The sequence below is a fragment of the Pseudomonas fluorescens genome (assembly GCF_900636825.1).
Classification (GTDB): domain Bacteria; phylum Pseudomonadota; class Gammaproteobacteria; order Pseudomonadales; family Pseudomonadaceae; genus Aquipseudomonas; species Aquipseudomonas fluorescens_BG.
Genome location: NZ_LR134318.1, coordinates 4,550,870 through 4,573,545, shown reverse-complemented (window position 1 = coordinate 4,573,545; position 22,676 = coordinate 4,550,870). Strand labels below are relative to the sequence as shown.

The 22,676-nt window shown below is 58.5% G+C and carries 20 protein-coding genes; 14 read left to right on the top strand and 6 right to left on the bottom strand.

Going from position 1 to position 22,676, the window contains the following annotated elements; translation table 11 throughout:
• Positions 1–151 precede the first annotated feature (151 nt).
• The 7 genes from EL257_RS20775 to EL257_RS20745 all read left to right on the top strand — a co-directional run bounded on the left by EL257_RS20775 (position 152) and on the right by EL257_RS20745 (position 8,400).
• Positions 152–1,411: an AGE family epimerase/isomerase gene (locus EL257_RS20775; RefSeq protein ID WP_126365767.1), complete on the top strand. Its 1,260-nt coding sequence runs from the start codon at positions 152–154 to the stop codon at positions 1,409–1,411.
• A gap of 118 nt (positions 1,412–1,529) precedes the next feature.
• The gene (locus EL257_RS20770) at positions 1,530–2,831 is read left to right on the top strand and encodes an ABC transporter substrate-binding protein (protein WP_095181486.1); all 1,302 of its coding nucleotides are present in this window, start codon (positions 1,530–1,532) and stop codon (positions 2,829–2,831) included.
• A gap of 118 nt (positions 2,832–2,949) precedes the next feature.
• Entirely contained in the window at positions 2,950–3,858 is a 909-nt protein-coding gene (locus tag EL257_RS20765; protein WP_126365765.1) for a carbohydrate ABC transporter permease, read from the top strand.
• A complete protein-coding gene (locus tag EL257_RS20760) occupies positions 3,851–4,696 on the top strand; it encodes a carbohydrate ABC transporter permease (protein WP_126365763.1) in 846 nt (281 codons plus the stop codon). The genes EL257_RS20765 and EL257_RS20760 overlap by 8 nt, the downstream gene beginning before the upstream one ends.
• 2 nt (positions 4,697–4,698) lie before the next feature.
• Positions 4,699–5,859 carry an ABC transporter ATP-binding protein gene (locus EL257_RS20755; protein WP_126365761.1) on the top strand — a complete coding sequence of 387 codons (1,161 nt, stop codon included), beginning with the start codon at positions 4,699–4,701 and terminating at the stop codon, positions 5,857–5,859.
• A 222-nt stretch (positions 5,860–6,081) separates the two neighbouring features.
• Positions 6,082–7,431, top strand: a complete 1,350-nt coding sequence (locus tag EL257_RS20750) for a carbohydrate porin (RefSeq protein WP_126365759.1) — start codon at positions 6,082–6,084, stop codon at positions 7,429–7,431.
• Between the two features lie 114 nt (positions 7,432–7,545).
• A complete protein-coding gene (locus tag EL257_RS20745; protein WP_126365757.1) occupies positions 7,546–8,400 on the top strand; it encodes a D-hexose-6-phosphate mutarotase in 855 nt (284 codons plus the stop codon).
• Positions 8,401–8,481: 81 nt separating this feature from the next.
• Here the strand turns inward: EL257_RS20745 and EL257_RS20740 are convergent, their stop codons facing one another.
• On the bottom strand, positions 8,482–9,627 hold the full coding sequence (locus EL257_RS20740; protein ID WP_126361162.1) for an integrase core domain-containing protein: 1,146 nt from the start codon (positions 9,625–9,627) through the stop codon (positions 8,482–8,484).
• Between the two features lie 264 nt (positions 9,628–9,891).
• Positions 9,892–10,752 carry a MurR/RpiR family transcriptional regulator gene (locus EL257_RS20735; RefSeq protein WP_172604568.1) on the bottom strand — a complete coding sequence of 287 codons (861 nt, stop codon included), beginning with the start codon at positions 10,750–10,752 and terminating at the stop codon, positions 9,892–9,894.
• A 226-nt stretch (positions 10,753–10,978) separates the two neighbouring features.
• Here EL257_RS20735 and zwf point away from each other — a divergent pair, with 226 nt between their 5' ends.
• The 4 genes from zwf (at position 10,979) to EL257_RS20715 (ending at position 14,858) form a co-directional block, all read left to right on the top strand.
• Entirely contained in the window at positions 10,979–12,445 is a 1,467-nt protein-coding gene (zwf, locus tag EL257_RS20730; RefSeq protein ID WP_126365755.1) for a glucose-6-phosphate dehydrogenase, read from the top strand.
• A complete protein-coding gene (gene pgl, locus EL257_RS20725; RefSeq protein WP_126365753.1) occupies positions 12,432–13,145 on the top strand; it encodes a 6-phosphogluconolactonase in 714 nt (237 codons plus the stop codon). The genes zwf and pgl overlap by 14 nt, the downstream gene beginning before the upstream one ends.
• A 17-nt stretch (positions 13,146–13,162) precedes the next feature.
• Positions 13,163–13,828 (top strand): bifunctional 4-hydroxy-2-oxoglutarate aldolase/2-dehydro-3-deoxy-phosphogluconate aldolase, encoded by a 666-nt coding sequence (locus EL257_RS20720; RefSeq protein ID WP_126365751.1) that lies wholly within the window; start codon positions 13,163–13,165, stop codon positions 13,826–13,828.
• Positions 13,829–14,132: 304 nt separating this feature from the next.
• On the top strand, positions 14,133–14,858 hold the full coding sequence (locus EL257_RS20715; RefSeq protein WP_126365749.1) for an intradiol ring-cleavage dioxygenase: 726 nt from the start codon (positions 14,133–14,135) through the stop codon (positions 14,856–14,858).
• Positions 14,859–14,863: 5 nt separating this feature from the next.
• Here EL257_RS20715 and EL257_RS20710 read toward each other — a convergent pair whose 3' ends face one another.
• Positions 14,864–16,045: an aminotransferase class V-fold PLP-dependent enzyme gene (locus EL257_RS20710; protein ID WP_126365747.1), complete on the bottom strand. Its 1,182-nt coding sequence runs from the start codon at positions 16,043–16,045 to the stop codon at positions 14,864–14,866.
• Positions 16,046–16,074: 29 nt separating this feature from the next.
• Positions 16,075–16,311, bottom strand: a complete 237-nt coding sequence (locus EL257_RS20705) for a DUF3820 family protein (RefSeq protein WP_060539690.1) — start codon at positions 16,309–16,311, stop codon at positions 16,075–16,077.
• 205 nt (positions 16,312–16,516) lie between these two features.
• Here EL257_RS20705 and EL257_RS20700 point away from each other — a divergent pair, with 205 nt between their 5' ends.
• Entirely contained in the window at positions 16,517–16,984 is a 468-nt protein-coding gene (locus EL257_RS20700; protein WP_016773542.1) for a ferritin-like domain-containing protein, read from the top strand.
• 140 nt (positions 16,985–17,124) lie between these two features.
• Here the strand turns inward: EL257_RS20700 and EL257_RS20695 are convergent, their stop codons facing one another.
• Positions 17,125–17,595, bottom strand: a complete 471-nt coding sequence (locus EL257_RS20695) for a MaoC family dehydratase (RefSeq protein ID WP_003227420.1) — start codon at positions 17,593–17,595, stop codon at positions 17,125–17,127.
• Between the two features lie 42 nt (positions 17,596–17,637).
• Positions 17,638–18,582, bottom strand: a complete 945-nt coding sequence (locus EL257_RS20690; protein ID WP_126365745.1) for an alpha/beta hydrolase — start codon at positions 18,580–18,582, stop codon at positions 17,638–17,640.
• Positions 18,583–18,782: 200 nt separating this feature from the next.
• Between EL257_RS20690 and fadD2 the strand changes: the two genes are divergently transcribed.
• Positions 18,783–20,471, top strand: a complete 1,689-nt coding sequence (gene fadD2 / locus EL257_RS20685) for a long-chain-fatty-acid--CoA ligase FadD2 (protein ID WP_126365743.1) — start codon at positions 18,783–18,785, stop codon at positions 20,469–20,471.
• A gap of 347 nt (positions 20,472–20,818) precedes the next feature.
• Positions 20,819–22,516 carry a long-chain-fatty-acid--CoA ligase FadD1 gene (fadD1, locus tag EL257_RS20680; protein WP_126365741.1) on the top strand — a complete coding sequence of 566 codons (1,698 nt, stop codon included), beginning with the start codon at positions 20,819–20,821 and terminating at the stop codon, positions 22,514–22,516.
• Positions 22,517–22,676: the final 160 nt, after the last annotated feature.

Genomic DNA, 22,676 nt, shown 5'->3' with positions numbered 1-22,676 from the left:
CCAAATGTAGGAGCTGCCGAAGGCTGCGATCTTTTGACTTTGCTTTTCTAATGTCACGGACCAGTGACAAACCCCGTCCCCTTCGTTACAAGCCCACCTCGGCCCGTTGTTTAGACTGCCCGCAGTCCTAACAACAAAAAAGGGTCATGCCATGGACACCTTCAACCCCGGCTTCAGCAGTTTGCTGAACGCTCCTGCCCACCAGCGATGGCTTGCCGACGAAGGCCTGCGCCTGCTGGAATTCGCCAAAGCGGCAAAATTGCCCGAAGGTTTCGGCAACCTCGACGAACGCGGCCGTCTGCCAGCGAACGCGCAAGCCGAAACCATGAACACCGCGCGCATGACCCACAGCTTCGCCATGGCGCACATTCAAGGGCTGCCAGGCTTCGCCGAACTGATCGATCATGGCATTGCCGCCCTGCGCGGGCCGTTGCGCGATGAGGTGCACGGTGGCTGGTTCGCGGTTGCCCGGCACCGCGATGACAACACGGGCAAGAACGCTTATCTGCACGCCTTTGTCGCTCTCGCCGCGAGTTCCGCCGTGGTCGCGCAACGACCGGGTGCGCAGGCATTGCTGGACGATGCGATCGACATCATCGACAGCTATTTCTGGTGCGAAGAAGAGGGCGCCATGCGCGAATTCTTCAATCGCGACTGGAGTGAAGAAGAAGCCTATCGTGGCGCCAACAGCAACATGCACGCGACCGAGGCGTTCCTCGCGCTGGCTGATGTCACCGGAGATCCGCGCTGGCTGGTGCGGGCCCAGCGCATCGTCGAGCGAGTGATCCACGGTCACGCGGCGGCGAATGGCTACATGGTCATCGAACACTTCGACCGGGACTGGCAACCGCTGCGTGAATACAACCACGACAATCCTGCCGATGGTTTTCGTCCGTACGGCACCACGCCAGGCCACGGTTTCGAATGGGCGCGGCTGTTGCTGCACCTCGAAGCTGCGCGGGTCCAGGCCGGCATGCTGACGCCGGGCTGGCTGGCCAGCGATGCGCAAAAACTCTTTGACGCCAACTGTCGCCATGGCTGGAATGTCGATGGCGCGCCGGGCATCGTCTACACCCTCGACTGGAACAATCAAGCCGTTGTCCGCCATCGCCTGCACTGGACGCACGCCGAAGCCAGTGCCGCCGCCAGTGCCTTGCTCAAACGCACGGGCGATGAGCAATACGAAACCTGGTACCGGCTGTTCTGGGAATTCTGCGAAACAAATTTCATCGACCGCTGCAACGGCAGTTGGCATCACGAACTCAATCCGCAAAACGTGCCGAGTGCCGATATCTGGCCGGGCAAGCCCGATTTGTATCACGCCTGGCAGGCTGTGCTGATCCCGCGCCTGCCGCTGGCGCCGAGCATGGCCACCGCTTTGGCGCAGTTGTCTCGGCCCATTCCTGTGTAACCATGCAGTGACATTTACGCGTCCCTTCGTTACCTGCGAAGCGAAACGCTCTGTTTAAACTCCGTGCAGCGCAAGCACCAGACTTGCAATGCATAACAACAAGAAAGGTACATTTCGAATGAATGCGATTTCTCGCCTCGCTACTGTCATTTCTGTCGCCTCCCTGTTCCCGCTCGCAATCCTGCCACTGAGTGTTTCCGCTGCCGACTCCAAAGGTTCGGTCGAAGTCGTGCACTGGTGGACCTCCGGTGGCGAAAAAGCCGCTGTCGATGTGCTCAAGGCGCAAGTCGAAAAAGACGGTTTCACCTGGAAAGACGGCGCTGTCGCCGGTGGTGGCGGTGCGACTGCCATGACCGTGCTGAAAAGCCGCGCAGTCGCCGGCAACCCGCCTGGCGTCGCGCAGATCAAAGGCCCGGACATTCAGGAATGGGCATCGACCGGTCTGCTCGACACCGATGTGTTGAAAGACGTCGCCAAGTCGGAAAAGTGGGACAGCCTGCTCGACAAGAAAGTCTCCGATACCGTGAAGTACGAAGGCGACTACGTGGCCGTGCCGGTGAACATTCACCGTGTGAACTGGCTGTGGATTAACCCGGAAGTGTTCAAGAAAGCCGGGATCACCAAGAATCCAACCACCCTCGAAGAGTTCTACGCCGCTGGCGACAAGCTGAAAGCCGCGGGCTTCATTCCGCTGGCTCACGGTGGTCAGCCATGGCAGGACAGCACCGTTTTCGAAGCTGTGGTGCTGTCGGTGATGGGCGTGGACGGCTACAAGAAAGCCCTCGTCGATCTCGACAACAAAGCGCTGACCGGCCCGGAAATGGTCAAGGCTCTCACCGAGCTGAAGAAAGTCGCGACCTACATGGACGCTGACGGCAAAGGCCAGGACTGGAACCTCGAAGCGGCCAAGGTCATCAACGGCAAGGCCGGCATGCAGATCATGGGTGACTGGGCCAAGTCCGAATGGACCGCCGCCAAGAAAGTCGCCGGCAAGGATTACGAGTGCGTAGCCTTCCCGGGCACCGACAAGGCGTTCACCTACAACATCGACTCGCTGGCCGTGTTCAAGCAGAAGGACGCAGGTACTGCGGCCGGTCAGCAGGACATCGCCAAAGTCGTGCTGGGTGAGAACTTCCAGAAAGTCTTCAGCATCAACAAAGGCTCGATCCCGGTTCGCAACGACATGTTGAACAACATGGACAAGCTCGGCTTCGATTCCTGCGCGCAGACCGCTGCCAAAGACTTCCTGGCAGACGCCAAGTCCGGCGGCCTGCAACCAAGCATGGCGCACAACATGGCGACCACGCTGGCAGTGCAGGGCGCGTTCTTTGATGTCGTGACCAACTACATCAACGACCCGAAAGCCGACCCGGCCGATGCGGCGAAGAAACTTGGCGCAGCGGTTCAGTCAGCTAAATAAGCGCCTTGGCGGCGAGCTGCAAGCTACGAGCTTCAAGTTGCAAGTTAAAAGCTTGCGCGATGTTGGTCTTGCAGCTTGCAGCTTGTAGCTGTTCTTCTCTTTTTTTATGGATTTGCTCATGAGTTCTGTTGCTGTGTTCAGCAAGGCCTCGCCGTTCGATGCATTGCAACGCTGGCTACCCAAACTGGTGCTGGCGCCGAGCATGTTCATCGTGCTGGTGGGCTTCTATGGCTACATCCTGTGGACGTTCATTCTGTCGTTCACCACTTCGACCTTCCTGCCTAACTACAAGTGGGCCGGTCTGGCGCAATACGCGCGGCTGTTCGACAACGATCGCTGGTGGGTCGCGAGCAAGAACCTCGCCGTGTTCGGCGGCATGTTCATTGGCATTACTTTGGTGATCGGTGTGTTGCTGGCGGTGTTCCTCGACCAGCGCATCCGTCGCGAAGGCTTCATCCGCACCATTTACCTGTACCCGATGGCGCTCTCGATGATCGTGACCGGTACCGCGTGGAAATGGCTGCTCAACCCGGGCATGGGCCTGGACAAATTGTTGCGTGACTGGGGCTGGGAAGGCTTCCGTCTGGACTGGCTGATCGACCCCGATCGCGTTGTCTACTGCCTGGTAATCGCCGCTGTGTGGCAAGCGTCAGGCTTCATCATGGCGATGTTCCTCGCCGGCCTGCGCGGCGTTGATCAATCGATCATCCGTGCCGCGCAGATCGATGGCGCGAGCATGCCGACGATCTACTGGAAAGTCGTGCTGCCAAGCCTGCGTCCGGTGTTCTTCAGTGCGGTGATGATCCTGGCGCACATCGCGATCAAGAGCTTCGACTTGGTTGCCGCGATGACCGCCGGTGGTCCGGGTTATTCCTCCGACCTGCCAGCGATGTTCATGTATTCCTTCACCTTCAGTCGCGGCCAGATGGGCATGGGCTCGGCCAGTGCGATTCTGATGCTCGGTGCGATCCTCGCGATCATCGTGCCTTACCTGTACTCCGAGCTGAGGACCAAGCGTCATGACTAGTCTCGCTGCCAAACCCGCCATCAGCTTCAGTCGCATCGCGATCTACGCGGTGCTGATTTTCGCGGTGTTCCTGTATCTGGTGCCGTTGGTGGTCATGTTGCTCACCAGCTTCAAGACCCCGGAAGACATCAGCACCGGCAACCTGTTGAGCTGGCCGACCGTGGTCAGCGGCATTGGTTGGGTCAAGGCCTGGGCCACGGTTGATGGCTACTTCTGGAACTCGATCAAGATCACCGTACCGGCCGTGATCATCTCCACAGCGATTGGTGCGTTGAACGGTTATGTGCTGTCGATGTGGCGGTTCCGTGGTTCGCAGTTGTTCTTCGGTCTGCTGCTGTTCGGCTGCTTCCTGCCGTTCCAGACCGTGCTGCTGCCAGCCTCGTTCACCCTCGGCAAAATGGGCCTGGCGAGCACGACCACCGGTCTGGTGTTCGTGCACGTGGTTTACGGTCTGGCGTTCACCACGCTGTTCTTCCGTAACTACTACGTGAGCATTCCGGACGCGCTGGTGAAAGCTGCACGTCTGGATGGCGCGGGTTTCTTCACGATTTTCCGCCGGATCATTCTGCCGATGTCGACGCCGATCATCATGGTCTGCCTGATCTGGCAGTTCACCCAGATATGGAACGACTTCCTCTTCGGCGTGGTGTTCTCCAGCGGTGATTCGCAGCCGATCACCGTGGCGCTGAACAACCTGGTCAACACCAGCACCGGGGCCAAGGAATACAACGTGGATATGGCAGCGGCGATGATCGCCGGCCTGCCGACCCTGCTGGTCTATGTGGTCGCAGGCAAGTATTTCGTGCGCGGGCTGACGGCCGGCGCAGTCAAGGGGTAATCATGGCAACGCTCGAACTTCGCAATGTAAACAAGACTTATGGTGCCGGCCTGCCGGACACCCTGAAGAACATCGAACTGTCGATCAAGGACGGTGAATTCCTGATCCTCGTCGGCCCGTCGGGCTGCGGCAAATCGACCTTGATGAACTGCATCGCCGGCCTCGAAACCATCACCGGCGGCGCGATCATGATCGGTGATCAGGACGTCAGCGGCATGAGCCCGAAGGATCGTGACATCGCCATGGTGTTCCAGTCCTACGCGCTGTACCCGACCATGAGCGTGCGCGAGAACATCGAATTCGGTCTGAAGATCCGCAAGATGCCGCAAGCAGCGATCGACGAAGAAGTCGCGCGCGTAGCCAAACTGCTGCAAATCGAACACCTGCTCAATCGCAAGCCCGGCCAGCTCTCCGGTGGTCAGCAACAGCGCGTGGCGATGGGCCGTGCCTTGGCGCGTCGGCCGAAGATCTATCTGTTCGACGAACCACTGTCCAACCTCGATGCCAAGCTGCGCGTCGAGATGCGCACCGAAATGAAACTGATGCACCAGCGCCTGAAAACCACCACGGTTTACGTGACTCACGACCAGATCGAAGCAATGACTCTGGGCGACAAAGTGGCAGTGATGAAGGACGGCATCATTCAGCAGTTCGGCACGCCGAAAGACATCTACAACGACCCGGCCAACCTGTTTGTGGCGAGCTTCATCGGTTCGCCGCCGATGAACTTCATTCCTCTGCGTTTGCAACGCAAGGACGGCCGTCTGCTGGCGCTGCTCGACAGCGGCCAGGCGCGTTGCGAATTGCCGATGAGCATGCAGGATGCCGGTCTGGAAGATCGCGAAGTGATCCTCGGCCTGCGCCCGGAGCAGATCGTGCTGTCGAACGGCGAGGGCAACGGCCTGCCAAGCATTCGTGCCGAAGTGCAGGTCACCGAGCCGACCGGTCCGGACACCCTGGTGTTCGTCAACCTGAATGACACCAAAGTCTGCTGCCGACTGGCGCCGGACGTCGCACCGCAGGTGGGCGAGAGCCTGACGCTGCAGTTCGATCCATCGAAAGTGTTGTTGTTCGATGCCAATACCGGCGAGCGTCTGGGCGTTGCGGGCCAGGCGCAGACTGAAACCCGGTCGGCGAATGTGGCCCAGTTCAAAGGCCGCTGAAGAAAAACTGCTGGAATGCGGTCCTGTGGGAGCTGGCTTGCCAGCGATGGCATCAAACCGGTTTGGCGACAGACCGAGTCGCTCGCATCGCTGGCAAGCCAGCTCCCACAAGGGCCGGTTCCACAACAAGGAGCACGCGGTGAATGGCCTGTCATTTGTCGCAATTTAAGTAAACCGCGTTAGATAAAAACAGTTAATAACAATAAAGACGAGGATGTAGGGATGAAAATGAAACACGTCAACGCCCGGTTGATCTGCCAAGTGTCAGCTGCGGCGGCGTTGGTGCTGGCCGGCAATGCGATGGCTGCCGATGCGTTCAGCTCCGATTCGAAATGGATGACCGGCGACTGGGGTGGCGAGCGTACCAAGCTGATCGAGCAGGGTATCGACATCAAGGCTGACTACGTAGGGGAAGTCGGTGGCAACCTGAACGGTGGTTACAACGACGACAAGACTGCCCGTTACGCTGACCAGTTCGGTCTGGGCGTGGCACTCGATCTGCAAAAGCTGTGGGGCTGGGATAACACCCAGGCGAAGATCCAGCTGACCAACCGTAACGGCTACAACATCTCCAACGACCGCGTTGGCGATCCGCGTGCCGGCACCCTGAGCTCCTCGCAGGAAGTCTACGGCCGTGGCCACATGGTGCGTCTGACCCAGTTGTGGATTCAGCACCAGTTCTTCGACAACAAACTCGACGTCAAGGCCGGTTACTTCGGTGAAGGCGAAGACTTCAACACTTTCCCGTGCGACTTCCAGAACCTGGCGTTCTGCGGTTCGCAAGTGGGTAACTGGGCGACCAACATCTGGTACAACTGGCCCGTCAGCCAGGCCGCGATCCGTGTGAAGTACAACATCAACGACGAGCTCTACGCACAGATCGGTGCGTACAACCAGAACCCGTCGCAGCTGGAACACGGCAACGGCTTCAAGCTCAGCGGCAGCGGCACCAAAGGTACGGTTCTGCCGGTTGAATTGGTCTGGTCGCCGAAGGTCAACAGCCTGCCGGGCGAATACCGCGTCGGTTATTACAAGAGCACGGCCGATGCCGACGACGTTCGCGAAGACGTCAACGGTTTCGACGCAGCAACCACCGGTGATGACTACAAGTCGCACAGCAGCAAAAGCGGCTACTGGTTCGTTGCGCAACAGCAACTCACCAGCCACAACGGCGACGCTACCCGCGGTCTGAACATTGCAGCCAACGCCACGTTCCATGACAAGGACACCAACTTCATCGACAACTACCAGTCGGTGATGTTTGTCTACAAAGGCCCGTTCGACGCACGTCCGAAGGATGACGTCGGCATTGGCGCGGCACGTATCCACGTCAACAAGGACGTCAAGCGCAACGCTGAACTGTTGAACGCCTCCAACGGTGTTTCCGACTACGACAATGCGGCGTTTTCGCCAATCCGTGAAACCGAATACAACTACGAGATCAACTACGGCTTCCACGTCACTGACTGGCTGACCGTGCGTCCAAACCTGCAATACATCACTCATCCAGGCGGTGTGGATGAAGTCGATAACGCTTTGGTCGCTGGCCTGAAAATTCAGTCCACGTTCTAACGCGTCTGCGATAAGCTCCTCTCTATGTGCGCATATTTGCGGACAGCCCAGGCTGTCCGCTTTTTTTTGGGGCCAGGCGCCGCCCTGTGAAAGACGAGTTCAGGACCGTGGCCAATGCATGAGCATCCGCTGCAACGCTTCTTCAAATCCCTGCGCGAACGGCCGACATTCGCCTGGGAGCGCTATCAGATGCGCGATGTGTTGGTGATCGATCATCCGCTGTGTCAGGCGGTGTTCAGTCGTCAGGGCGCGCAGTTGCTGCACTTTCAACCCCGTGGGCAAAAGCCGTGGTTGTGGTGTGCGGCGAAGTGGCCCCATGTCGGCGCGATCCGTGGCGGTGTTCCGGTGTGCTGGCCGTGGTATGGCCGCCATCCGAGCGAAAACGCGTGGCCGTCGCATGGTTGGGCGCGATTGCTCGACTGGAAACTGCTCGACAGTAGTAGTGCCGAAGACGGCGTGCGCTTGCACTGGCAGTTGCAGCTGTGTGACTGGCAGGTTGACCTGCACGCGCATCTGGGTGAACGCATGGAATTACGCCTGAGTACCGAGCATCAGGACGACATGCCGTGCCAGTTGAGCCAGGCTTTGCACGCTTACTGGCGTATTGGCGATGTTGGTGAGATAGCGCTGTCTGGCCTCGAGGGTGCGCAGGGTTATGACCAATTGAGCCGCCAGGTTTGTCAGCAGGAAGGTGAGTTACGAGTGGACGGCGGTTGTCAGCGGGTGTTCCAGCATGACGGCGAATTGCAGCTCAAAGACCACGCCTGGCAACGCGAGTTGTGCATCGATACCGGTGACAGCGGCGATACGGTGGTCTGGCATCCGGGAGCGCGACCGTTGCTGGGCGTGAGTTGGGATGAGATCTCTGAGTTCGTGTGCGTGGAAGCCGCGACGGGCGGCACGGACAGTTTGCACCTGGCACCGGGGGAGAAGGCGCATTTGAGTTTGCAGGCGTGGGCGGCGGCTTGAGTGTGTCAGTCACATCGTATGCCCTCACTGTAGAGACCGGTACATCCTTTACAAATTAGACCGGGGACATCGTTTACACCTTTACAGGCTTGCTACGCGTTTAGCGCCGTGTTCAAGCCTGCCTAAACAGTGGCTGCAAAGGTACAGCTCCCAAGCATCATCTGCCACTTCCTTCAACGCGATGTCCTCTCCAATCAAAGCCTCTCCGAGAAAAATCAGCTGTCCTTTCCATTTGATTTCACCATTTGACCGAACCTTGCGTACTTCAACATCAGAGCCGTATTCAAGGGCAGGCAAGTGACCGGGATAAGCACGTTCCGACGGGCTATAGACCGAAGCTGGCGGTTTCATGCCCAGCGCGGTGTGGGGTCGGTGGTGGTTGAAGTCTTGGATGAAATCCTGAAAAGCCAGCTGCTGGCGCACAAGGTTTTCCGCAGGTGGCACCGCTGCCTTTAGCGTTCGATGCATCCGTTCATGTCGACCATTTTGGTCGGGACGGCCAGGCGTAATCGTTTCGACATGGATTCCAAGCCTGATGAACCAAACTGATAACTTCGAAAGTCGCGCCAGTCCTGTCGAGGCAAAAGGAGCGCCATTGTCAGTGCGGATCACATCCGGCAGCCCATATTCTCGAAAAGCCCACTCGAAGCCTTCCCGCGTCGGCGCGCCATGCGTACTGGGCAAAGCTCGACAGACGAATAAAAAGCGGCTCATCTGATCGGTAATGGTAAGCGGGTAGCACCAGTTACCGTCCTGCATTTTGAACTGCCCTTTGTAATCAGCACACCAGGTCTGATTGGGCGCGTCGACCGGACGCAAATGCGTTGGCGCACGGGGACGTGGGGGATAAGGTCGTCGCGCCATGACCAAACCAGCTTTCTTCAACCACTCTCCGGCAGTACTCGCCGCCGGCCACTGGATATGCGGATCGGAAACGCGCAGGCGATCGATGATCTGTTTGGGCCCTCGATCGGGATGTTCGTTTTTCTTGGCAAACAACTTGGCAATGATTTCGTCGGAAGTTTGATGAGGGCAGTTCAGCGGCTTGCGCGACTGCTCTTTCAAACCATCAACGCCCAACGCTGCGTATCGGTCCAACCACTTGTCGATGGTAGGGCGGCTGACACCATACCGCCGGCTTAACTGGCTTTTGGTGTAGCTGCCGCTAAGCCAATCGCTGATTAACTTTACTCGTTGATCCATTGGGGACTCTTGTTTCCAGGGCATGGTCAGCACCTCCTGACCACGATTGATACCTGTAAACCATGTCCCCGGTCTCAAACGTAAAGGATGTATCCGGTTTTTACCCACCCTAGCCCTCTCCCGGAGGGAGAGGGGACCGATCGGGGGATGCTTAAGAATTACGCCAAAATGAAACAGCAGTGCTGAATCCATAATCGACTGGATATTTCAGGCCGATGTACAGCGCAAGACACTTCGGTCCGCCCCCTCTCCCTCCGGGAGAGGGCTGGGGTGAGGGGCTTTTGATCTTTAGTTGAACTCATCTCCAACCGGATACCGGCTGGCATTCAAACTCTCTTTGATCTTGCGCAGATGCGGTTGGAAATCCACCCCGCGACGCAAGGTCATCCCCGTCGCCAACACATCCAGCACCGTCAATTGAATGATCCGCGACGTCATCGGCATATAGATGTCGGTATCTTCCGGCAGTGGGATGTTCAGGCTCAGCGTACTGGCCTTGGCCAGCGGAGAGTTTTCCGCGGTCAGACCCAATACCGAAGCGCCGTTTTCCCGAGCAATCCGCGCCACTTCCACCAACTCACGGGTACGCCCGGTGTAGGAAATGATCACGAACAATTCCCCGGTATGCGCCACCGAAGCAATCATCCGCTGCATCAAGACATCGGCATGCGCAGTAACCGCGAGGTTGAAGCGGAAGAACTTGTGCTGCGCATCCAGCGCCACCGGGGCGGAAGCGCCGAGGCCGAAAAAGTGGATCTGCCGCGCCTGAATCAACAGGTCGACGGCGCGGCTGATCAGGTTCGGATCAAGGGCCTGACACGCACTGTCCAGCGAGGCGATGGCACTGCCGAAGATCTTCTGCGTATAGGCTTCGGGATTGTCATCCGCCTCGACCGCGCGGCTGACATACGCCGCGCCACTGGCCAGGCTCTGTGCCAGTTGCAGTTTGAGTTCGGGGTAGCCGCTGACGCCGAACGAACGGCAGAAACGGTTGACCGTCGGTTCACTCACCGACGCCGCCTGGGCGAGGGCGGCGATGCTGAAGCGGGTGGCCTGCTGCGGATTGAGCAGAATCACCTCGGCGACCTTACGTTCGGCCTTGTTCAGTTCTGCAAGGCGACTCTGGATCTGTTCCAGTAAATTTCGCACGCGGTCCATATGAAATTCCTGATTCACCGACGCAAAGGTGCGTCGGGCTATGCAAATTGGGCCTTTGATATGGCCCGTGACGGTGGCCTATCCTACTGATGCGTCCGGGCGACCACCACTCGGATTGAGTATTCTGCGAAAATGTTGTGGTTATTACTACATTTTCCCTTGAGTGATGCCTTGAAAAAAGGTATTTGTAGCTTAACTTGATAAAAGAACAAACATCATGCCCTCCATTACGGTTGAACCGTGCACCTTTGCCTTGTTCGGCGCGCTAGGCGATCTGGCCCTGCGCAAGCTGTTTCCAGCCCTATATCACCTTGACGGTGCCGACCTGCTGCACGAGGACACGCGCATCATCGCGTTGGCCCGTGAGCCGGGCAGCGAGCAGCAGCACATGGCGTTCATCGCCGCTGAATTGCGCCGTTACGTCGGCAAGGAACTCAACGAAACCGTGGCCGAGCGCTTTCTCGCGCGCCTGACCTATCTGCACGTCGATTTCCTCAAATCTGAAGATTACGTGGCACTGGCCGAACTGGCCGGCAGCACGCAGCGCATGATTGCCTATTTCGCCACCCCGGCAGCGGTTTACGGCGCGATCTGCGAAAACCTGGCGAAGGTTGGTCTGGCCGAGAACACCCGCGTTGTGCTGGAAAAGCCGATCGGTTCCGATCTGGAGTCGTCGCGAAAAGTGAACGATGCCGTGGCGCAGTTCTTCCCGGAAAACCGCACTTACCGCATCGACCATTATCTGGGCAAGGAAACCGTTCAGAACCTGATCGCCCTGCGTTTCGCCAACAGCCTGTTCGAAACCCAGTGGAACCAGAATTACATTTCCCACGTGGAAATCACCGTCGCCGAAAAGGTTGGTATCGAAGGCCGTTGGGGCTATTTCGACAAGGCCGGCCAACTGCGCGACATGATCCAGAACCACCTGCTGCAGCTGCTGTGCCTGATCGCCATGGATCCGCCGGCCGATTTGTCCGCCGACAGCATCCGTGACGAGAAGGTAAAAGTGCTCAAGGCGCTGGCGCCGATCAGCCCGGAAGGCCTGACCACACAAGTGGTGCGCGGCCAATACATCGCCGGCTACAGCGAAGGCAAATCGGTACCGGGTTATCTCGAAGAACCGAACTCCAACACTCAGAGCGACACCGAAACCTTCGTCGCTCTGCGTGCCGATATTCGTAACTGGCGTTGGGCTGGCGTGCCGTTTTACTTGCGTACCGGCAAGCGCATGCCGCAGAAACTCTCGCAGATCGTCATCCATTTCAAGGAACCGTCGCACTACATCTTCGCCCCGGAGCAGCGCCTGCAGATCAGCAACAAACTGATCATTCGCCTGCAACCGGACGAAGGCATTTCCTTGCGCGTGATGACCAAAGAGCAGGGCCTGGACAAAGGCATGCAACTGCGCAGCGGCCCGCTGCAATTGAATTTCTCCGACACCTGGCGTAGCGCGCGGATCCCCGATGCCTACGAGCGGTTGTTGCTGGAAGTGATGAACGGCAATCAGAACCTGTTTGTCCGTAAAGATGAAATCGAAGCCGCGTGGAAGTGGTGTGACCAGCTGATCGCCGGATGGAAAAAATCCGGTGACGCGCCCAAGCCGTATGCGGCCGGGTCGTGGGGGCCGATGAGCTCCATTGCATTGATCACGCGGGACGGGAGGTCGTGGTATGGCGATATCTGATGTGCAACTGCCTGCGGGCGTAAATGCCCACCAATTCAACAGCCCCGCGCTGCTGGCCGAAGGCCTGGCGCTGAATGTCGCCAGGCTATTGAGCGAAGCCATTGCGGCACGCGGCAACGCGGTGCTGGTGGTGTCCGGCGGACGCAGCCCGGTGGCGTTTTTCCAGCACCTGGCGAAACAGGAACTGGACTGGGCCAGCGTCGTGATCACCCTCGCCGATGAGCGCTGGGTGCCAGTCGAACACGCCGACAGCAATGCCGGCCTGCTCAAGCAATATCTGCTCAAAGGCCCGGCAGCCAAGGCGCAGTTCCTCAGCCTCTACAGCGCAGCGGCGAATGTCGAGCAGGCTGCTGAACAGGCTGATCGTTTGCTCGGCGAACTGCCGCCAATCGATGTCCTGGTGCTGGGCATGGGCGATGACGGGCACACCGCCTCGCTGTTCCCCGACAGCCCGAACCTCGCCGAAGCGCTGCAAGCCGATGGCACGCGCCGTTGCTGGCCGATGCTGGCGCCAAGCGTGCCGCGTCAGCGCCTGACCATGAGCCGCGCGCTGCTGGCATCGGCGCGACACAAGATTCTGTCGATTTCCGGTCAGTCGAAACTGACCACCCTGAATGCCGCACTGGCATCCGATGACGTCGCGGCCATGCCGGTGCGCGCGTTTCTGCAACCTACGTTAGAGATTTACTGGTGCCCATGAGCCAAGGAACAGCCGCTATGACAACCCCATCCCCGACCGTTTCCATGGCGGACAAAGTTGCCCTGATCGACAGTCTCTGCGCCAAGGCGCGGATCCTGCCAGTGATCACCATCGCTCGCGAGCAGGATGTGCTGCCGCTGGCCGATGCCCTCGCCGCCGGTGGTCTGACCGCTCTGGAAGTGACCCTGCGTTCGCAGTTCGGCCTCAAGGCCATTCAGATCCTGCGCGAACAGCGTCCGGAACTGATGACCGGTGCCGGCACCGTGCTCGACCGCAACATGCTCGCAGCGGCGGAAGCGGCGGGTTCGCAATTCATCGTCACCCCGGGCATCACTCGCGACTTGCTTGAAGCCAGCGTCGACAGCCCGATTCCGCTGTTGCCGGGCATCAGCAATGCCTCGGGCATCATGGAAGGCTACGGTCTGGGCTATCGCCGCTTCAAGCTGTTCCCCGCCGAAGTCAGTGGCGGCGTGGCGGCGATCAAGGCCCTTGGCGGCCCGTTTGGCGAAGTGAAATTCTGCCCGACTGGCGGCGTCAGCCCGGCCAATATCAAGAGCTACATGGCGCTGAAAAACGTCATGTGCGTGGGCGGTAGCTGGATGCTGGATCCGGAGTGGATCAAGAACGGCGACTGGGCACGCATTCAGGAATGCACCGCCGAGGCCTTGGCGCTGCTGGACTGATGCTGCTGGATTGATTGTTACCAGACACTTCGTTGTGTGTTCTACGGCTTTTCGGTGCGCTTGGTCGGCGCACCGTTTTTTTTGTCCGCAGAAAAGCCAACGTCAGAAGATCGCAGCCTCGTTGCACTCGACAGCTCCTACATCGATCGCATGGTGTCGACGACCCTGTAGGAGCTGTCGAGTGCAACGAGGCTGCGATCCTTTGATCTTCTTCCCACAGTTACGCTGCGATACATAGTTACCGCACGCGCGCCGGGGCATGGCGCTAATCTGCGTTCATCTTATGGAAGAGAGAACGTGTGTCATGGATCGAGATGCCGCAACACAGCCACCGCAAACGGTGTACCAACTGGCCCCCGAGCAAATCGCCGGGCCGTATTTCCGCAATCCCAAACTGTTGCGCCGCAACATCAGCGAAGGCGCCGAAGGCTTGCCGCTGATTCTGCGTTTGACCATTGTCGATGCAATGACGGGCGAGCCGGTGAACGGCGCGCTGGTGGATATCTGGCATTGCAACGCCCGCGGAGCCTATTCGGGCTGGAGCCGGATCAATCCGGACATTGAAGTCGACGCCGACGCCATTGGCTCCATCCCGCGTACCGACGACGACACCTACCTGCGTGGCAGCCAGTTCTGCGACCACCGCGGCCGAGTCCGCTTCACCACCATCTATCCGGGCTTCTACGCTGGCCGCGCCCTGCACATTCATGTGGCTGTGCGCATCGTCGCCGGCAATGAATACCTGGAAGAGCGCAACGTCGCCTGGGTCGGCCAGTTGTATTTTCCCGAGGTAGTGTCACGCGCGGTGCTCAACGCCAAGGCTTATCGAGGGCGATGTTCGCGGCCGCTGGACAACCATGAGGACACTTACTATGCAGAGATGGCCGGGAAAAACTCGACCCTGACCGTCTGGCCCATCAGCCGTGACTGTGACGAGGACGGCTACTTCGGACACCTGACTATCGGCATCGACACCTTTGCGGTGTCGTCGCAGATCAAGCCTGAGGATTTTGACAAGTACACGGTGTAAGCCGCTCAGCGCAGCGCATTCAGTGCGCCGATCAGCAGTTGCATGTCGTCAGCGGTGGTGGTGAGTCCCGGCGTGATCCGAATGCAGGGTCCGCAGGCAGCACCGGTACGCATCACGGTGAACAGGTTGAATTCCTTGAGCAGGCGTTCGGCCATGGCATGTTGATCGTCGTGGCGAGTGAAGCGCAGAGCGCTGATGCCGCAGCACAGACGCGGGTCATCTGGCGTCATCACTTCGATGCCAGGCAACTGCCGGACGGCGCGGACCCACAGCTCACGCAGGTAATTGAGGCGCGCACCTTTCGCGGGTGCGCCGCCCAGTGATCGGTGTTCCTCAAACACCAGCGGCAACGTCATCAGCGCCGGAATATTCGGCGTGCTGTAGGAGGTGCGGGCGCGGATGTCGTTCTCCGGGTAATGCATTTCGCCCATGTCCGGATCGATGTCTGCCAAACGCTGCGGGGCGATGTAGATAAAGCCGAGCGTCAGCGGTGCGCCGATCCACTTGTGCAGGTTGTAGCCGGCGAAGGCGATGCCCAGCGCTTCGAGGTCGAACTCGATCTGGCCGAGGGCGTGGGCGCCGTCGAGGATGATGTCGATGCCATGCTCTTTGGCCAGTGCGGCGATGGCCTGCACCGGCATGACCAGGCCGGTGCGGTGGGTGACGTGCGTCAGGGCCATCAGTTTCAGTTTCGGATGGCGAATGAACGCTTCGCGATAACTGTCCAGCAGGCTGTCGAAACTCGCCGGGTGGCTGTGCGCGATTTCGATGACCTCGACGCCACGATGCTTGCTCAGCCAGCGCATGGCGCCCTTGACCGTGTCGTACTCCAGATCGCAGATCAGCACCTGATCGCCCGGCTGCAGGCGATTGTAATTGCGGATCAGGGATTGCAGACCTTCGGTGGCATTACGCGTCAGAGCGACGCTTTGCGCGTGCACGCCGATCAGTTCGGCCAGTTGCGCGCGGATTTCGAGGTTGTCGTGCTGTTCAAAGCGCTGGCGTACGTACACCGAGTTACTGGTGTTGATCAGCTCGATGTTGCGCTGATATTCCTCGATCACCGTGCGCGACATGCGCCCGAAGTAACCGTTCTCCAGATTGACCGGGCCGGGCTGGACATCGTAACGGTCAGCAAACGTCTGCCAGAAGGCTTCGTCACGGGCGCGGCGGGTGTTGTCAGGCATGATCGGCAAGCTCTGAAGAGGAGGGCGCGTCAGTGGCGCGGGGCGGGTTTGCCATGTTTGGCGCGTAGCGGTTCGAGCAAATCCGAGAGGCCGTTATGATCGATTTCCTGCATCAAGGCGAGCAGGCCACCGAGTTCGCCATGGGGAAAGCCTTCACGGGCGAACCAGTTCAGGTAAGGCCCAGGCAGGTCGGCAATGATCCGGCCCTTGTATTTGCCGAAGGGCATTTGGCGTGTGATCAGCAGTTCGAGTTTCTCGGGGTTCATGCGGTTTTTCGTCTGGATTCGAAACACATTGGAAAATACAGGCATTCTGCATGGAGGCCAAATGACAGATCATGCAAAAAACCACAATACAGATAGTTCAATCATATTTAACGTATTGATTTATAAGGGATTATCCCTGACAAAAAAGCTGGCACGCACACTGCAATATCCCTTGCATCTTCAACCCATCGCAAGGAATTGAAAAATGACCGACATGAATAAAGAAGCCATTTCTGTACTCAACGACCTGATTGAAACCTGCAAGGACGGTCAGGAAGGGTTCAAGACTTGCGCCGAAGACATCAAGCACCCAGAGCTGAAAACCCTGTTCGTACAGCGCTCTGCTGATTGCGCAACTGCAGCCGCTGAGCTGCAAGCTCAAGTCCGTTCGCTGGGTGGCGATCCGGAAACCTCTACCAGCGTTGCCGGTGATCTGCACCGTCGCTGGGTCGACGTCAAATCGATGTTCACCGGTAAAGACGAAGAGGCTGTGCTGAATGAAGCCGAGCGCGGTGAAGACCACGCCCTGAAGGCTTATCGTGAAGCCATCGAGAAAATCAACAAGCACAACCTGGTAGGCATCAAGGATCTGGTTGAGCGTCAGTACCACGGCGTACAACGCAACCACGATCAAGTGAAAGCCCTGCGTAACCAGGCTCGCGCTAACTCGTAAGATTTAGTCGCCTGATAAAAAGCGCCAGCTAGTCTGGCGTTTTTTTATGTTTGTTTTAAAAGCAAAAGATCGCAGCCTGCGGCAGCTCCTACAGGCGCGTATTCCAAGGTAGGAGCTGCCGAAGGCTGCGATCTTTTCAATCAGCCAATACTGATCGCCGGCAAAGTTGGCAGCGTCACAGTCTGCTGTTTACGTGGCGCGAGGATCTCAGCCTCGCCGTCCACCACCAATTCATCACGCTGGTTGAACACGCGAGTGGCAATGCGCACACGGAACTTCGGCAGCTTCTCGAGAATTTCCAGACGCACCGTCAGTGTGTCGCCGATTTTCACCGGTTTTTGAAAGCTCATCTGCTGGCCAATATAAATAGTCCCCGGCCCAGGCAGTTCGCAGGCAACGGCAGCGCTGATCAGCGCACCACTGAACATGCCGTGAGCGATGCGCTCCTTGAACATGCTCGCTGCGGCGAATTCGGCGTCCAGGTGCACCGGGTTGTGGTCGCCGGACATAGCGGCAAACAGCTGAATGTCACGCTCTTCGACGGTCTTGCTGTAGCTGGCCGTCTGGCCGACTTCGAGGGCTTCGTAAGGGATGTTGGTAACCTGAGTCATCAGTCTCGATTCCTGTGGCGGATCAAATCGATCCACAAAAGATTATTCACTGCGCTGAAGCCGCGGATGGCTCACAACCTGATCGATCCAGGCCAGCACATCGGCGACCACTTCAGCGCGATTGGTTTCGTTGAACAATTCGTGCCGCGCCTGCGGGTAGATTTTCAATTGCAGCTGGTGGCTGCCGGCCTTGCGTAAAGCATTGGCCAGATCAGTCAGACGCTTGCCCTCGCTCACCGGATCACATTCTCCGCCGATAACCAGCAGCGGCAGGCTGGAGTCGATCTGGGCGAGATTGGACGCTTTGCTGATTTGCTGCAAGCCACCGAGCAGGTCGATCCACAGCTGATTGGTGCAGCGAAACCCGCACAGCGGATCGGCAGCGTATTTGTCGACTTCCTGCGGATCGCGGCTTAACCAGTCAAACGGTGTACGCACCGGCTTGAACTTGTTGTTGAAAGAGCCAAACGACAACCATTCGATCAATGCACTGCGCCCTTTGCCACCCTGGCGCAGTTTTTCCAGGCGGGCGATCTGCCGCGCGGCGCGATAAAGGGCGACCGGCTGGAAATTCGATCCACTGAGAATCGCTCCGGCCAGACTGGCGCTGTGATGCAATAAATAGGCTTGAGCGAGGTAGCTGCCCATGCTGTGGCCGAGCAGGATGATCGGCACGCCGGGATGTTGCTGGCCGATGTGCTGATTGAGAATCGCGAGGTCGCCAAGCACCTTGCGCCAGCCGTCATCGTCAGCGAAATGCCCGAGGCTGCCCTGATCGGCCGTTCTGCCGTGTCCGCGCAAATCCGGGGCATACACCCCGTATCCTTTGTCGCAAAACGTGTCGGCCAGGCGCCCATACCGGCCACTGTGTTCCGCCATGCCATGGGCCAGCAGAACTACCGCCTTCAACGGCGCCGCCGGCAGCCATTGGTTGACGAACAGGCGGCTGCGGTCACTCGCGTCCAGCCAGAGGGTGTGGTGGATCATGGCGATTCCTTTGCACAGAGTCCGACATTGTATAGCGCGTCTGATCAGCCCACGCCACGGCAGGAAGATTCACACGATCAATGACGGCTTTGCCCGTATTTGCCTCAATGGCCATAACTGCTAGTGTCCGTGAAGCCCCGCTCTTTTCAGAAGTGACAGAGAAGCGGCCCGGATCGGCTCAGGTAAAGAGGACAAGAATAATGCAACCTGATTTCTGGAACGACAAACGCCCGGCCGGCGTACCGCTGGACATCGACATGGGTGAGTTCAAGTCGGTGATCGAGGTGTTCGAGCGTTCCTGCAAAAAATTTGCGGATCGTCCGGCGTTCAGCAGCATGGGCATCACCCTTACTTACGCCGAGCTCGAACGCCAGAGCGCGGCGTTCGCCGGTTATCTGCAGGCACATACCGATCTGGTGCCGGGGGACCGGATTGCGGTGCAGATGCCCAACGTTCTGCATTATCCGATTGCCGTGTTCGGCGCTTTGCGCGCCGGGCTGATCGTGGTCAACACCAATCCGTTGTACACGCCGCGGGAGATGCGCCATCAGTTCAAGGATTCCGGGGCACGCGCGCTGGTCTACTTGAATCTGTTCGGGCAGAAAGTCCAGGAAGTGCTGGCCGACACCGACATTCAATATTTGATCGAAGCAAAAATGGGCGACCTGATGCCCTTTGCCAAGGGCTGGCTGGTCAATACCATCGTTAGCAAAGTGAAGAAACTGGTGCCCGAGTATTCGCTGCCGCAAGCGGTCTCGTTCAAAAGCGCGCTGCGCATGGGCCGGGGGCTGGGTATCAAACCGCTGAGCGTCGGCCTCGACGACATCGCGGTGCTGCAATACACCGGCGGCACCACCGGTCTGGCCAAGGGTGCGATGCTGACCCACGGCAATCTGGTGGCGAACATGCAACAGGTCCGCGCCTGCCTGGCGCAGCTTGGCCCGGACGGCCAGCCATTGTTGCGCGAAGGCCAGGAAGTGATGATCGCGCCGCTGCCGCTGTACCACATCTATGCGTTCACCGCGAATTGCATGTGCATGATGGTGTCGGGCAATCACAACGTGCTGATCTCCAACCCGCGCGACATCGCCGGATTCATCAAGGAACTGAAAAACTGGCGTTTCTCGGCGCTGCTGGGTTTGAACACCTTGTTCGTCGCCTTGATGGACCATCCCGATTTCAAAACGCTGGATTTTTCCAGCCTGAAGCTGACCAACTCCGGCGGCACCGCGCTGGTCAAAGCTACCGCCGAGCGCTGGGAGCAGATGACCGGTTGCCGGATCACCGAAGGTTACGGCCTGACCGAGACCTCGCCGGTGGCTTGCACCAATCCGTATGGCGACCAGTCGCGGCTCGGTACCGTGGGCCTGCCGGTGCCGGGTACTTTGGTGAAAGTGATCAACGATGACGGCGTCGAGCAACCGATGGGTGAGCGTGGCGAGTTGTGCATCAAAGGCCCGCAGATCATGAAGGGTTACTGGAACAAGCCCGACGCCACCGCTGAGGTGCTGGATGCCGAAGGTTGGTTCAAATCCGGCGACATCGCAGTGATCGACCCGGACGGGTTCGTGCGCATCGTCGATCGCAAGAAAGACATGATCATCGTCTCCGGTTTCAACGTGTACCCGAACGAGATCGAGGACGTGGTAATGGCGCACCCGAAAGTCGCCAACTGCGCGGTAATCGGCGTGCCGGACGAGCGTTCGGGGGAGGCGGTGAAGTTGTTTGTCGTGGCGCGGGAAACCGGTGTCAGCCTCGAAGAGCTGAAGGCTTACTGCAAAGAGAATTTCACCGCATACAAAGTGCCGAAGCACATCGTGCTGCGTGAGTCTTTGCCGATGACACCTGTAGGGAAAATTCTGCGGCGCGAGTTGCGCGATATCGCCTAAGGGCCCAAAGCCAAAAGATCGCAGCCTGCGGCAGCTCCTACAGGGAACGTATTCCCATGTAGGAGCTGCCGAAGGCTGCGATCTTTTGCTTTCAAACCCTTGGATTGTGGGCTTTTCGGGGCTTTCTAGGATTTTTGCTCTAAAATGACTGCCGGTTATTCTTGAGTCACAAATGTGACTGTATGGGCCGCTTTTGGCTCTAGTCGACCCTCGGCAAAGCTGCTACTCTCGGCGCGCTTTGTGACTTCTCGGCCAGTAAAACGCCGGATTCACCAATACAAAACACACACCAATAATAATCGCATCAAATGCGGTGAAGAATTCGCGTTGCTGAGGAGTGGGCTTCCATGATCGAAGACTTTTGGAAGGATAAATACCCGGCTGGAATTGCTGCCGAGATCAATCCAGACGAGTATCCGAACATTCAGGCAGTGTTGAAGCAATCCTGCCAACGCTTCGCCAACAAACCGGCTTTCAGCAACCTGGGCAAGACGATCACTTATGGTGAACTGTACGAGCTGTCCGGTGCATTTGCTGCCTACCTGCAACAGCATACCGACTTGCAGCCCGGTGATCGAATCGCCGTGCAACTGCCCAATGTTCTGCAATACCCGGTCGCGGTCTTCGGTGCCATTCGTGCCGGGCTGATCGTGGTCAACACCAACCCGCTGTACACCGCGCGGGAAATGGAACACCAGTTCAACGATTCCGGCGCCAAGGCCCTTGTTTGCCTGGCGAACATGGCGCATCTGGCCGAAGCCGTGGTGCCGAAAACCGGCGTCAAACACGTCATCGTCACCGAAGTCGCCGATCTGTTGCCGCCGATCAAGCGTCTGTTGATCAACAGCGTCATTAAATACGTGAAGAAGATGGTGCCGGCGTATCACTTGCCCAAAGCCATCAAGTTCAACGACGTGCTGAGCAAGGGCCACGGCCAGCCTGTGGCCGAAGCCAATCCGGACAGCGGCGATGTCGCGGTGCTGCAATACACCGGCGGCACCACGGGCGTAGCCAAAGGCGCGATGCTGACTCACCGCAACCTCGTCGCCAACATGCTGCAGTGCAAGGCGTTGATGGGCTCGAACCTCAACGAAGGCTGCGAGATTCTGATCACTCCGCTGCCGCTGTACCACATCTATGCGTTCACCTTTCATTGCATGGCAATGATGCTGATCGGCAACCACAACATCCTGATCAGCAACCCGCGCGACCTGCCGGCGATGGTCAAGGAACTGTCGAAGTGGAAATTCAGCGGTTTCGTCGGGCTGAACACGCTGTTCGTGGCCCTGTGCAACAACGAAGGTTTCCGCAAACTGGATTTCTCCGCACTGAAAGTCACTCTTTCTGGCGGCATGGCCCTGCAACTGGCGGCCGCTGAGCGCTGGAAAGCCGTGACCGGTTGCGCCATCTGCGAAGGCTACGGCATGACCGAAACCAGCCCGGTCGCCACGGTCAACCCGATCCAGCACATCCAGATCGGTACCATCGGCATTCCGGTGCCGTCGACCCTGTGCAAAGTCATAGACGATGCCGGTGTCGAGCAGCCGTTGGGCGAAATCGGCGAGCTGTGCGTCAAGGGCCCGCAAGTGATGAAGGGCTACTGGCAGCGTCAGGAAGCCACCGATGAAATGCTCGACAGCGACGGCTGGCTGAAGACCGGTGACATCGCGCTGATCCAGCCGGACGGCTACATGCGCATCGTCGACCGCAAGAAGGACATGATTCTGGTCTCCGGTTTCAACGTCTATCCGAACGAACTGGAAGACGTGCTGGCGACCCTGCCGGGCGTGTTGCAGTGCGCGGCGATCGGCGTGCCGGACGAGAAGTCGGGTGAGGCGATCAAGATCTTCATCGTTGCCAAACCGGGTGTGACCCTGACTAAAGATCAGGTCATGGACCATATGCGCGCCAACGTCACTGGCTACAAGGTGCCGCGTTCGGTGGAATTCCGCGACGCGCTGCCGACCACCAACGTCGGCAAGATCCTGCGCCGCGAATTGCGTGACGAAGAGCTGAAGAAGCTCAAGGCCAAGAGCGCCGCGTAAACCAAAAAGCCCCGCAGATGCGGGGCTTTTTGTTGGTCAATTGATCGTTCCTACGCAAAGCATGAGAACGATCAAAGATCGCAGCCTGCGGCAGCTCCTACATTGAAATGCGTTTCCTGTAAAAGCTGCCGCAGGCTCGGGCCGCGATCGGACGATCTTT